Annotated in this window: 10 protein-coding genes; 2 read left to right on the top strand and 8 right to left on the bottom strand. The window is 37.8% G+C overall.

Translation table 11 applies throughout. From position 1 onward, the window contains the following. Window positions 1–7 precede the first annotated feature (7 nt). The 3 genes from FLEMA_RS0100935 to FLEMA_RS0100945 all read right to left on the bottom strand — a co-directional run bounded on the left by FLEMA_RS0100935 (window position 8) and on the right by FLEMA_RS0100945 (window position 2,463). Entirely contained in the window at window positions 8–451 is a 444-nt protein-coding gene (locus tag FLEMA_RS0100935) for a Rieske (2Fe-2S) protein (protein ID WP_044170380.1), read from the bottom strand. A gap of 81 nt (window positions 452–532) precedes the next feature. Further along, the gene (locus FLEMA_RS0100940) at window positions 533–1,906 is read right to left on the bottom strand and encodes an outer membrane beta-barrel protein (RefSeq protein ID WP_026993835.1); all 1,374 of its coding nucleotides are present in this window, start codon (window positions 1,904–1,906) and stop codon (window positions 533–535) included. 5 nt (window positions 1,907–1,911) lie between these two features. After that, the gene (locus FLEMA_RS0100945; RefSeq protein WP_026993836.1) at window positions 1,912–2,463 is read right to left on the bottom strand and encodes an RNA polymerase sigma factor; all 552 of its coding nucleotides are present in this window, start codon (window positions 2,461–2,463) and stop codon (window positions 1,912–1,914) included. 848 nt (window positions 2,464–3,311) lie between these two features. On the opposite strand from FLEMA_RS0100945, the gene FLEMA_RS77315 reads away from it, so the two are divergent. Then, a complete protein-coding gene (locus tag FLEMA_RS77315; protein ID WP_052353895.1) occupies window positions 3,312–4,115 on the top strand; it encodes a redoxin domain-containing protein in 804 nt (267 codons plus the stop codon). A 98-nt stretch (window positions 4,116–4,213) separates the two neighbouring features. On the opposite strand, the gene FLEMA_RS0100960 is transcribed toward FLEMA_RS77315, so the two are convergent. From FLEMA_RS0100960 to FLEMA_RS0100980, 5 genes are all read right to left on the bottom strand, one after another. After that, window positions 4,214–6,622 carry a glycoside hydrolase family 127 protein gene (locus FLEMA_RS0100960; RefSeq protein WP_052353896.1) on the bottom strand — a complete coding sequence of 803 codons (2,409 nt, stop codon included), beginning with the start codon at window positions 6,620–6,622 and terminating at the stop codon, window positions 4,214–4,216. A 63-nt stretch (window positions 6,623–6,685) separates the two neighbouring features. After that, window positions 6,686–8,107 carry an APC family permease gene (locus FLEMA_RS0100965; protein WP_044170382.1) on the bottom strand — a complete coding sequence of 474 codons (1,422 nt, stop codon included), beginning with the start codon at window positions 8,105–8,107 and terminating at the stop codon, window positions 6,686–6,688. A 410-nt stretch (window positions 8,108–8,517) separates the two neighbouring features. Beyond that, the gene (locus FLEMA_RS0100970) at window positions 8,518–9,519 is read right to left on the bottom strand and encodes a 4-hydroxyproline epimerase (RefSeq protein ID WP_026993839.1); all 1,002 of its coding nucleotides are present in this window, start codon (window positions 9,517–9,519) and stop codon (window positions 8,518–8,520) included. A gap of 279 nt (window positions 9,520–9,798) precedes the next feature. After that, on the bottom strand, window positions 9,799–11,265 hold the full coding sequence (locus FLEMA_RS0100975; protein WP_044170384.1) for an aldehyde dehydrogenase (NADP(+)): 1,467 nt from the start codon (window positions 11,263–11,265) through the stop codon (window positions 9,799–9,801). Window positions 11,266–11,317: 52 nt separating this feature from the next. Next, window positions 11,318–12,232 carry a dihydrodipicolinate synthase family protein gene (locus FLEMA_RS0100980; protein WP_026993841.1) on the bottom strand — a complete coding sequence of 305 codons (915 nt, stop codon included), beginning with the start codon at window positions 12,230–12,232 and terminating at the stop codon, window positions 11,318–11,320. Between the two features lie 543 nt (window positions 12,233–12,775). Here FLEMA_RS0100980 and FLEMA_RS0100985 point away from each other — a divergent pair. Then, complete coding sequence (locus FLEMA_RS0100985; protein WP_026993842.1) at window positions 12,776–13,669, top strand: AraC family transcriptional regulator; 894 nt, start codon at window positions 12,776–12,778, stop codon at window positions 13,667–13,669. Window positions 13,670–13,850 lie beyond the last annotated feature (181 nt).

Below are 13,850 nucleotides of genomic sequence, written 5' to 3' on the forward strand. Positions count from 1 at the left end.
CCAATGCTTAATTAGTGACAGTTAGCATATTGCCTGATATACTTACCTTAAATACCTTGATGCCAGCTCGTCCATTACTGTTTTGGCCAACTCCAGCTTTATTGAATACTGCTCCATGTGCTGTACAGTAAAATTGATTATTGGTGAACATAATCTCTTTTCTTCCTTCATGGCTACAGGTTTGGGTTACGGCTACGTACTCGGTGGTACTTACTCGGGCTAGTACTACATTGTTTTGGCGAATATACCCACCCACGGTTTTTAATGGCGATGCAGCCGACGATGTTAGGTCGATACTCAACAATTCGCCTGTGGCATCGGGCGTAATAGCACTTTCATTTTGGCAAGAGCTCAATGATGCTCCTGTACAATAAACCGCTAATAAAGCAGCACCTTTGATTCCTAAATTTTTTAGGAATTCATTGCGTTTAATTTTTTCAGAATGATTCATCTTGTAATAGTGATTGGGGGTATGATATTTTATATACAAGATGAAATCATGCTAAAAGGGTTGGGTGTACCCAAAAAAAAATTAAAAATGCCATTTCAATCCTACCTTTAGGCCAAGGTTATGGACATAGGATTGTAGAGGTAAATCCCTTACAAAGCTATTGATAGTTTTGTTGTAATAAGGCTCTAACCACACAGAGGTATGATGTGATAAATCCATTTCGGCACCTATACCTAGGTTATAACTCCAAAACGATTGTGTATTACTAAACGAACCTAGTGTTGCATAAAAATCATGCCCGTCGGGTTCATAGATTTCTACTTGTAGTGCTTGTCGATACGGCATATTATAACTCAAACCCCCTATGCCGTATAGAGCAAGGTACTTTTGGTTACGATTTGTTTTTTTTAACTTCAACTGAAACACATTGTATTTGAGCGAAATAGGTATTTTAATAAAACTTACTTTATGTTCATCTTCCGACTCCAACGAAATCGTATTACCAATAGCTGGTATTGTTGTCATTTCTTCGTTTGGAATAGTAGCTACTCCAAAAACAGTTTTGTATAAATAGTTTACTTGACCATTGACAAGTTCGGCCTGAATCGGAAATTTTCGAATAGCACTTGCAAACTGAATACTGCTCCATTCTATACCAGTGCTAATGCTCAGCCTTGAATTGAGGTCGAAACTAGCCCTGAGTCCATAAGAGCTAGCTTTTTCTATCGTTTCGTTACCATAATTAAATGCTTCTGGCTCAGACCTGTACACGGTGAGGTCGCCCCATTCTGGGGAATAGAAGGCCGATATAGCCAAACGATTAATAAAAGGCGTTTTGCTAGACTGAGGCTTGGTAGCTGATACTGCTGCCACAGAAGTTTTTGGTATACCCATACTAGGTAGCCCAAAATGACTATTAAAGGGTATGTATGGATTACCTTCTTTGGCCGTAAGAATTTCCTCTTGAGATTCTACAGCAGTGCTAAGAGGGGGATTGGGGTCAGTTACTATATTTTTGGTATCTGAAGTAGAGTTTTTATCATTTGTTAAAGCGTTAAGGTTACGATTACCGATATTATGATTTTCAATTAGGTTCTTGGGTACATTTTCGGGTGTTGTATGATTGTTTAGGTAAACATACTTTACGACATTACGACGAATCAATATGGTATCGTGTTGAATAGCTTGGCTATGTTGCCGAGTATAATCTATTGCTTTAGGCGAGACATCGGCCGTTTTTTTGAGAAATAACAGATACATTGCCCCTCCCAATAAAATTGTAACAAGGCTAGCATAAATACCCAGCCATTGGGTATATTTTTTGTACCGCAAAAGTTGCGTTTGTATGGCTAGTAGTCTGAGGTTTTCCCAAATTCCAGATGGAGGTGGTATGGAAATTCCGTCAATGGCAGACCTAAAAACCTTTCCTATTTCGTTTGATTCTTGATTGCTCATTGTATTTATTTTTTAATATCGTACATCATTTGTGAAACCCATTTTTGTAAAAGTTTTCTTGCATCAAATAAATTGGATTTGGAAGTTCCCTCAGAGATACCCAATTGACTAGCAATTTCGTGGTGTTTAAAACCCTCAAACTCATATAAGTTAAATATTAGACGATAAGTAGGAGGAAGCTTTTGTACCAACTCCAGCAATTCTTCTGCATGAATTCGGCTGAGGATTTCTTCTGCTGCCACAGGATGATGGCTGTCGTAGTCTGTAGGCAAATGGCCTAAACTTCGGTTATGGACATTCTTTCGGTAAAACTCTAAGGCTACGTTTACGATAATTCGCCGAATCCAACCTTCCAAAGAGCCTTCACCTTTAAATTGATCCAGGTGCTGGAACACTCGCATAAACCCTTCTTGTAGCAAGTCTTTGGCTTCTTCAAAATTTGATGAATAACGAACACAAACAACCATCATTTTTGAAGCATATTGATGATAGAGTGTGCTGTAGGCTTGTTCATCTCCTCTTAAACAACGCTTTATAATTTCAGATTGAGTTTTCAAATAAAGATGGTTTTTGTTTTATTATAAGCTAATTAAATGGCATTTTGGAGTAACTGATTGAAGGAATCGTGCCGAATAATGTTTGGTGGCTAAATAACTGATGGTTGAAGTTAAAAATCCAAATCTATTTTGCAGGATTACTTGTCATTAAGATGAAAATGATAAAAAATAGTTGGGTGTGTGAATGCTTTTTTGTAAAAATAAATTAATGGATTGATTATTAGTGATTTAATAGTGGTTTTTTAGGGCTGTACTACTTTTTCTTGCCAGATGGCTAAGAATATTTTCTATTAAAAAGAAAAGATTAAAAGCGATATTTTGTAATATTGCCTATAGATTATGTAGATTTATAACAATCGACCAATACGCTTATCTATTAAAAACAGGCATTTTTTATGAATTTTATGAAAAACGGCTATTTGTCTGTTTGTTATTTTATTATAAAAGTGTATTTTTTTGTTTTTGTAGAAAAAACAGGTTGTTGAAATCAGCTTTATTATAGAAGTACTAAATAAAAATAGCTTGATCATTCGTATTATGAATACTGGGATAGTTTTGTAATTTCACCAACTCCTTTCTCAATGAAAAGCTACTTATCCCTAAAGATATAAATAAAACGACGTTACATACTGACCATGAACTTTATGCCCTGATACAGCAAGGCGACTCTTTTGCTTTCGACGAAATTTATGAAAGATATTGGGCCAAGTTGTATGCTTATGCCTACAATAGGCTTCGAGAAAAAGAGGTTTGTGAAGAGATTATTCAAGATGTATTTGTAGAATCGTACCACTACTCAGATCACCAGCTCGCTTTCGGGCTATCTTTATCAGGCTGTCAAGTTTCAGATGCTCAATTTTATCAAATCTACTTGGGTACGGAGTAGCGATTTAGAGCATTTTCTTCATTTTAGAGAACAGCTATTTGACGATTCCAACAACGAACATATTGCAGTGAACGACCTACGAGCCATGCTTGAAAAAAGTATGGCCGATTTGCCCGAAAAGTGCCAAGAAGTATTTCGTCTTAGCTGTATTCAGCGTTCTATATGGTCAATTTGTTTGGCTACTGCACGTCCTAATTCATTGATAAGTGCTTTTATTATTTATAGCTATTTTACAAGGGCTGGTTCGGAAGAAAAAGCCAAAACCTATTATAACCTTCTAGCCAAAAATGCTCAAGCTACTTATTATGGAACGAATATTAAAGAATTTTTGGATAATTCGGCCAAAGTAGATGTTGGCAAAATGGCTCCTGCATTTAGTATGGCCGACACAACAGGCAATGCCTTTACGTTGGCTTCACTAAAAGGTAAATACGTTTTGGTAGATTTTTGGGCAAGTTGGTGCGGGCCTTGTAGAAAAGAAAATCCTAATGTAGTAAAAGCATATAATGAATACCGTGATAAAAACTTTGAAATAGTGGGCGTGTCATTGGACGATAAAAAAAGTAATTGGGTAAAGGCTATCAATGCCGACAAACTTACTTGGGTACATGTTTCGGACTTAAAAGGATGGCAAAATGAAGCTGCCAAAATGTATGCTGTAAGTGCTGTTCCGATGAACTTTTTGTTGGATAAAAATGGTAAAATCATTGCCAAAAACCTCAGAAGTGAAGAGTTACATAAAAAATTAGCAGAATTGATCCATTAATAGGCTTTTCAAGCTATCGTTGGTTTCAATAGTACCCCTAATAAAAAAGCTACGACTGTATAACAGCGTAGCTTTTTTACATTCATCATCATTCAATTTTACTTAACTGTCCATTCATGAACGCCCGAAGCATTGTCTGCTGGGAGTTTCACTTCCATTTTAAGGGCTTTAGTATTGATTGGTTCAAACACAATAGTATTGAATTGGTCTTTGCTAGCGGCGGTTTGCGAAATCACTTTTACAGGAATCCACTGGCCATCTTTTTGATAGAAAAGCTGATACGAAACAGGAATTCTACAACCACCCCAAGGGCTATCGTCGAGCCAATAAATACTAGAGTTTGAAACGGTATATTCTTTATCAAAATCGTATTGAATATATTCGGTTGTATTTTTTTTAGGCCACCAATGTAAAAAGTTACCACTTTTATCATTAGAATCCTGTACATCAAACTGGTCGTTGAGAGCCTTCAACATCAGAACATTAGTAACCGACCCCGATACTTTACTTTTAGTAGCAATTGTTGGAGCAGCCTTAGGTCGAGCTGCCGAAGCCTCGTAAGGAATCCAAACTTCCATTTCGGCCGAACCTCTATTAGCCCAAGCATAGTACGGAATAGCTTTTACTTCTTGCTGAGTTTGAATAAGCTGATCAGAATCTAGTTGGCGTTTGGTGGATGAGCCTTTCATACTCAAGGTTATTACGCCATTCAGTATATCGGGCTGATAATTAGCTGTTACTGGAGCATTTTTGTCAACAACAATATTCATCACCGAGGCATCCTGATTATCATGACCTTCCAAGCAATACACAATAGGGCCACGTTGCAACGCAAACCTTGATTTATCGGCCTTTACGCTGTCTTTGGCTATTATTTTTCTTACGTTCATCGGCAAATCAAGCGTGATTTTATCGCCCTTATTCCAAGTACGATTAATTACGGCATAACCCTTTTCTATTGTATAAACCAATGGCTTTCCATTCAGTACAATACTAACTGGAGAACTAGGGGCATCGTCTTGGTATAAGTCGCCAGCAATAGGCTGATTAATAGCCCAACCCGGTATACGAATATGTAGGGTAAAAGGTTTTTTCTTGTTGGGGCTTAGGGTTATTTCATTTTTGCCATCCCAAGGATAATTAGTTTGTTGCGAAATTTGTAAGGCAGTATTAGGCAACAGAATACTGGCATTACCTCCTACAAAAAGGTTTATATACAAATCATTTTGGTTTTGGGCATATACATAACCTGGCACAGAAGGCAAAAAGCGAGTCATATTTGAAACACAACAGGCACAATCCCACCAAGCTCGGCGTTGGTGCTGCCCTAAAGAGGCCAGAGGATTGGGGTAAAAAAACTTATCGCCGCTCAAGGATATACCCGAAAGTAACCCATTGTAAAGAGTTCTTTCCAAAACATCAATATATTTGGCATCGCCATGTAACAAAAACATTCTATTGTTCCAGTATACATTGGCAATAGCAGCACACGTTTCGGCATAAGCACTCATATTGGGCAAATCAAAATTATCCCCAAAAGCCTCGCCATTGCCAGTAGCCCCAATACCACCTGTGATATAGATTTTTTTGTCGACGACATCGTGCCAAATGTCATCAATAGCTGCTAAATATTGCTTATCGCCCGTCAACGCCGCTACATCGGCCATACTGGTGTACATGTAAGTCGCACGTACGGCATGGCCAACGGCGGTGTGTTGGTCAACAACCTTCTTGTGCGACTGACTGTACTCTTGGTTCATGTGCCCCTCTAGCCCACGTAAATCCAAGAAGAATTTAGCCAAATCGAGATACGCTTTTTTGCCTGTAACCCGATAAAGTTTGGTTAAGCCTGTTTCTACAATCTGATGTCCTGGAAAACGCTCTTCTTTGCCCCAGCCAAATGTTTTTACCAATAAATCAGCATTTTTAGTAGCAATATTCAAAAAATTCTTTTTACCTGTAGCCTGATAGTGGGCTACAGCAGCCTCAAACAAATGCCCCGAATTATAAAGCTCATGGCTCAAATCTTCTTCTTTTTCCCAGCGTTTTGTACCAATCCATTCGTGTGGCTTTTTTAACTTCATAGTTCTGAAAGTGTACAAATAACCGTCGGGTTCTTGTGCCGAGCCAATGGCTGTGATCAGGGTATCTAGGTATTTCTCAAGAGCAGGGTCTTTCTTGGTTTGTAAGCTATACGATGCCCCTTCTATAACTTTGTATAAATCGGTATCATCAAAGGTAAAAGACGTACTTTTATCGGCAGGCAATAGTCCTGCTGCCTTTTTAAAATTATCAATACGTCCTGTAATCTTACACTGATTCAGGGTGTAAGGGATTGTTACATTGGCATTTATCTGCATTTTGGGGGTCCAAAAATTATCATGAAAATGCACCTGTGTAAAAGCTACAGGCTGAATCGGGTAGTCTTTGTGCTGCCCTATTGCTACAAAAGCAAGTTGGGAAAAGCCATATACTAACGCAATTTTTTTACCTATCGAAAATAGCATATTTTAAAGAAGTTAAAAGGTAAATAAAAGTATGTTGTGGAGCCTTGAAGCTTTTTTTATTCACTAAAAATCTTGTTTTTTTCTAAGTAATAAATAATATACAGGAATTCCCAATAGTACAATTCCTAGGCCAGGCCATGTAAATGAGGGTTTGTAAATTAGCAATAAAATACAAATACTAGAAGCTGCCAAGATATATAACAATGGCAAAAATGGATAGGCAAAAGCCTTGTAAGGACGTGGCAAATGTGGTTTGGTGATACGCAAACGAATAATACCCACAATGGTAAGTATATAAAAAATTAATACCACAAATATCACATAATCAAGTAGTTGTCCGTATTTTCCACTTAGGCATAATACCGAAGCCCAAACGCATTGAATCCAAAGGGCTTTTTCTGGAACGGCATTTTTGTTGAGTTGTGCTACACTTTTGAAAAACAAACCATCCTTGGCCATTGTATAATACACCCTTGCCCCCGAAAGAATCAAGCCATTGTTACAGCCAAAGGTAGAAATCATCAGAAATAAGGCTACAATGTTAGTGCCTATATCTCCAAAAATATGCTGTGAAGCTAATACGCCTACACGGTCGTTTTCGGCAAAAGCTATTGCTGATAAATCCAATACCGATAGGTACATAATATTGGTAAAGAGGTAAATACTCGTAACAATCAAAGTGCCTAAAAATAAACTAAGACCGATATTGCGTTGAGGGTTTTGGATTTCGCCTGCAATAAAAGTAACGTTATTCCAAGAATCGCTACTAAACAAACTGCCTACCATACTAGCGGCTATTGCCCCAAAAATGGCCATGCCTGTATAAGGTACAATACCCGTAGGTGTAAGTTGTTGAATACTAAAGCCCGTAAGCCAGTTTTGTTGCCAAATTTGGTGTTTTGCTCCCATTATAAAACCAAAAATAACCAAGCCAAACAAGGCCAAAAGTTTGGTTACTGTAAAAATGGATTGTACAAACTTACCATGTTGAACGCCACGTGTATTTATATACGTTAGTAGAACAACTAGGCCTATCGACGTGATTTGAGCAGCCGATATTTGAAAGAAGGAGGTACTAAGAAGGATATTTTTTTCACTTAGTACAGGAAATAAATAGGCCGAAAATTTGCTAAAAGCTACACCCACGGCTGCAATTGAACCTGTTTGGATTACACCAAAGAAACTCCACCCATACAAAAAACCTACCAACGGATTGAACGCTTCTTTGAGATAAATATACTGCCCACCCGCTTTGGGAAACATGCCACTTAATTCACCATAGCTAAGGGCTGCGGCTACAGTTAGTAACCCCGTAATCAGCCATATAACTAATAAACCACCAGCCGAGCCTACATTTCGGACGATGTCGGCACTTACTAAAAAGATACCTGAGCCAATCATCGAGCCTGCTACAATCATAGTAGCATCAAATAGCTTGAACGACCTTTTGAAGGTATTTTGTGAATCAATATCTGTTTCTGACATAAGTGGGCTAGTTTGAGGGTTTGAATGTCTAGATAATCAAGAAGTAAATAGGCTATTAAAAGCAATACGTTGTTAATTTCCGACGCTAATTTTTTACCTAATGCCTTTATTTGCCTAAATACTCCTGCATTGTTTTTTATTAATAGTGCAAAAAATACGATGGTGGTTAGTTAAATACAGATACTAAAGTTGTTTTAAATGCTTCGGCTTCGAGTATATACTATTGTTTAGTAATTAAATGATAATCAGTGTTTTAATATCAAAGTCTTTTATATTTTTAATTTTATGCACTAATGTATATTGAATAAATAAAAAGGCGGTAGGTTGCCAGCAAATTAATCAAGCCAAAAATTAACCAAAATGGCCCTACTCACCTTTTCTATTAGTCAAAAAGAATGTTGTTTTTTTACTTATAATACCTGAAAGCCATAAGCATAGGGGTCGTCGTTGGGGTCGATATTGATGGTATTATAGCCATAAATTCTAGCCCACCCCTCAATACTCGGTCGAATAGCTGGCGTATCGCCCACTTTAGTTTCCTCTTCGATACGTCCTATAAATTTAGAGCCAATAATACTTTCATGGATAAACTCATCACCTTTCTTGAGTTTACCTTTGGCATACCATTGTGCCATTCTGGCCGAAGTACCTGTACCACAAGGCGAGCGGTCGATAGCCTTGTCGCCATAAAATACAGCATTGCGGGCTGTAGAAGTAGAGTCTAGGACATCGCCTGTCCACAAAATATGCGAACAGCCTTTGATAGTATCGTTTTCGGGATGAACAAAACTATATTGTTCGTTGATTCTGTTTCTTAATACTCTACTCCAACTAATTAGCTGGTCGGCGTTATAATGCTGTAACCCTTTGAAGTTTTCTTGTACATCAACAATAGCATAAAAATTACCTCCATACGAAACGTCTACCGTAAGCATACCCAAGTCAGGGCATTCAACGCTAAGGTTTTCGGCAGCCAAAAAAGAGGCTACATTGGTCAGCTTAACACTTTTCACCTTGGTTTGTTCTTGCACGTAATCAATTAATACCAAACCCGCAGGAGCTTCCATTCTGATTTTGCCAGCTGTTTTAGGAACAATCAAGCCTTCCTCTACTGCAATTGTAATTGTACCAATAGTACCGTGTCCGCACATAGGAAGGCAACCACTTGTTTCAATAAACAAAACTGCTACGTCGTTTTCGGGATTGTGTGGTGGGTACAAAATACTACCGCTCATCATATCATGACCACGAGGCTCAAACATCAACCCTTTTCTTATCCAATCGTAATTTTGTAAGAAATATTGACGTTTTTCGCTCATGGTATTACCTATTAAGTTAGGGCCACCACCCGCCACCAATCTGACAGGATTTCCGCAAGTATGGGCATCTATACAAAAAAAAGTCTTTTTCAAATGGATAGTATTTATGTGCCATGGCACGTGATTAACTATAACAAACTAGGGTGAATTAGTGATTAACAACTAGGGCTGTACAAAAGTTTTTATCTTGTTCAAAAGAGTTATTATTCATTGTTTTTTAACGTGTAGTGGTAACTCTTACGGTTGCCATTTTGAATGTGGTAACCGTAAGAGTTACCACTACAACAATTTTATTTTAATGATAATACGCAACTAATTAACAACTCACAATTCTTTTGCACACTCCTCATCAATTCACCCTAATACAGGGTTTTACTGTTGGAATACATTATCTACAATACGCCAAATTTTGAGCGGATTATCATTTTTTAGTTCATCTGGTAGCATCCAGTCTCTAAAACCTTGTAGACAAATCGGTTTTACCCAACGTTTAATAGCACTTGTACCTACAGAAGTATATTTGGCATCGAAAGTAGAAGGATATGCTCCTCCATGAACCATACTTGCGGTTACCTCGACACCTGTAGGAGGAGCATTCAATATGACACGTCCAGCCAATGAGGTTTGTAAGGCTACTATTTCTTGATAATTTTTAATATCATCGTCGGTTGCCATTAAAGTTGCTGTGAGTTGTCCTTTTAGATTTTTTAGGGTATTCGCCAAATCGTTTTTATCTTCACAAACAACAATCAAAGCATAAGGGCCAAAAGCCTCTTCGTGTAAAGTTGGGTTTGCAATAAAAGCTTTTGAACTCACCTTGGCAATAGTAGGGAAAGGCGTTTGTTCGTCGTCCGATGTACGAGTATTGGTAACAACCCCCACACCAGCCTGCTGTACCATTGTTTCTACTGCTGTATTATAGGCTTTTGCAATACCCAAATGCAACATTTTGTGCAATGGAGCTTGGCTGATTTCGGTCTGTAAATAAGCCATAAAAGAGCTAAGCCCTTCGCTTTCAATAGCAAATAACAACCCTGGTTTTGTACAAAACTGTCCCATACCCAAGGTAATAGAACCTGCAAAGGTTTTGGCCAAACTGGCAGCGTTAAGAGTCAAAGTTTCGGGAAATAGTACCACAGGATTAATGCTACTCATTTCGGCATATATAGGAATCGGTATTTCACGTTGTTGTGCATAGCTTTGTAAAGCCTTGCCACCCGCTTGCGAACCTGTAAAACCTACAGCTGTAGTATTGGGATGCAGGATTAATGCACGCCCCACTTCAGCACCTGCACCCAAAAGATGTTGTACCGTTTGAGGATGTAATCCACAACGCTTTATGGCTTTTTGAATAGCCGAAAATACCAATTCAGAAGTACGAGCATGAGCCGAATGGCCTTTGATAACCACCGACGACCCCGAAGCCAAAGCACTGGCGGTATCGCCACCAGCAGTTGAAAAAGCAAATGGAAAATTACTAGCTCCAAATACTACTACTGGCCCAATCGGAACAAGCATTTTGCGTGTATCGGGTTTTGGGGGAACACGTTCGGCATTGGGCGAATCAATAGTAGCTTCTACCCAAGAGCCTTCAGCTACTAGCTGAGCAAACATTTTTAGTTGGCCAGTTGTACGTCCTATCTCACCATTGAGGCGAGGAAAAGGCAAATTAGTTTCTTGATGAGCAGTAGCTACTAAAGCGTCACGCAAGGATTCTATTTCCTCGGCAATGGCTACCAAAAATTCAGCTCGCTTTTTACCCGAAACCTTTTGATATATCTCAAAAGCCTCTTGTGCTAGCGTCATTGCCTCCGATACTATTGATTGATATGATGACATGTAATTATCTATAAATTAATGAGTTGTTGAGAAATAGCCTCCCAATAACACCTTATATTTCGATTGAATGATAATCTGGCAAAGTTGGACGAACAGCAATTGCTCCATCAATAAGGGTCAATAATCTTTCTCTTTCTTCACCAACCAAAGTAAGTCTTGGGGCACGTACTGCCTCGCTACCAATACCAGCACGAGCTTCGGCAAGTTTAATATATTGTACTAATTTTGGATGAATATCTAACTCTAATAAAGGCATAAACCAACGGTATATTTTGATGGCTTCTTCATAACGCCCAGCCTTTACAAGTTTATAAATTGCTACTGTTTCGGCTGGAAAAGCACAAACCAAACCCGCAACCCAACCGTCGGCACCCATTACCAACTGCTCCATCGCAATAGTATCTACTCCACAAAGAATCTTGAACCTATCACCAAATAGATTTCTCATGCGTGTAACGTTGGTCAAATCACGAGTGGATTCTTTTACAGCTTGAATGTTTTCGCAAGCTGCCAATTCTTTGAACATATCTAGGGTAACCTCGATTTTATAATCAACAGGGTTGTTATAAATCATGATAGGCAAAGAAGTAGAATTGGCTACCGCCTTAAAATACTCAACGGTTTCACGGTGGTCAGATTTATAACGCATTGGCGGTAGCATCATCAAGCCCTTTGCTCCCCATTCTTCGGCCAAACGAGCTAATTCGATAGCATCGCGAGTAGCACCTTCTGCAATATTCAAGATTACAGGAACTCGGCCTGCTACTTTCTCTACGGTGAATTTTACTAAATCGCCTTTTTCTTCTAAACTTAGAACACTCGACTCACCTAAAGTACCACCAAGGATGATTCCATCTACACCTGCAGCTATTTGAAATTGTAAATTTTTGTCGAATAAGTCATAATCGAGTTGGTCGTCTTCACCAAACTTTGTCGTAACCGCGGGAAATACCCCTTTCCAATTGATTGCCATATTTTATTATTGTTTTTTTTCAAAATTACCTAAAACAAATGCCTATAAAATCTTAATTTTTAATCAATTATAGTCTAATATTAACCTATTTAAAAAATATTTAGGGGAATTTAGTGCCAAAACAAGCAAGTAAAAACACATATTGAGCATCTTAATCGTATATTCTATAGACTTACCAATATTATATTATCGTTATTTGACTGAAGTATAGCTTGATATTAGCAATATGCACAAGTACTAATCATAATTTGCTATACAATGTGCAGATATTAACCACTTTTTAAATTATCCTCTTATAAAGTTGTTTATATTATACTAACCCTATATTTTCATGTCATTAAAACACAGGCAAAAGCAAATAAGTAAGTGAGCGATTGATGGCGTTGATGTGTTCAAATACAGGTGCTTGGGTTTTGATGTTATTACTACTAAGTTGTCATTATTTACTACCGTTTTTGGTGGTCAGAAAGTAAGTAATTGTTTGATTAATAGCAACTTATTTTCTGGTTTTTAATCATCCAATTTGCTCTTTTACTTATGAAAGTATTACCATTTACCATTCCAGTACCTCATGATAAGACTATCATTGTTCAAAAAGATGTATTGCCGTATTTTTACCCGCATTTACACAGACATGAGGAAATACAACTAACATGGATTCAGCAAGGTGAAGGTACGCTGATTGCTGACAACAATATGCACGCTTTCAAATCCAATGAAATATTTTGGTTAGGAGCTAATCAGCCTCATATTTTTAAAAGTGACCCTGTTTATTTTTTGCCCAAAAGCAAGAAAAAAATTACAGCAACGGTTCTGTTTTTTAATCCCAATGGCCCATTAAGTTCGTTGTTGAATTTACCCGAAATCAATAATATCAAACGGTTTTTACAACAAAATGCCAATGGCTTTAAGATACCGTCTGACAAGGTGATGGAAATTGCTAACAAAATGATACTCATCAAAAAAAGTACTTCTATCGAGCAAATGATACATTTTATGGATTTGCTCAAGCTGGTAAGTAGCCTTTCTGGCCTTGAACCTCTTTCGGCGGGTTCTCGTCCAAAGCTCTACAGCGAAAACGAAGGACTTAGAATGAGTAATATTTATAATTTTATTATTCAAGAATACGAAAAGCCTATTACCTTGGAAGATGCCGCCAATAAGGCTCATATGACTCCTCATGCTTTTTGTCGGTATTTCAAAAAACATACACGACATACTTTTTTGTCATTTTTGAATGAGGTAAGAATCAATGAAGCTTGTAAAAAACTGACCAATGAGTCGCACGTGGGAATTGCCAATGTGGCTTACAGTTGTGGTTTTAATAGTATTACTAACTTCAATAGGATTTTTAAACGGGTAAAAGGAAAATCACCAAGCGAATATGTAGAAAGTTATTTTAGAAGTACCGAAGAATATCATTTTTCGTAGAAAGCTAAATGACTTTTGGTATTCATATCTTGCCGAATATCAGAAGTATATTCTCAAAGCCAACAACATCTGTTATCCCAAATTTAGTAACGAGTGTTTATTTTTGAATATGATTTTCACCAGTAAAGACGCAATGCTTTGGGGCTAAAGATGTGTCATGATATTTAATATAACAAAGGCG

Origin of the sequence: Flectobacillus major DSM 103 (assembly GCF_000427405.1) — a bacterium.
GTDB classification, from domain to species: domain Bacteria; phylum Bacteroidota; class Bacteroidia; order Cytophagales; family Spirosomataceae; genus Flectobacillus; species Flectobacillus major.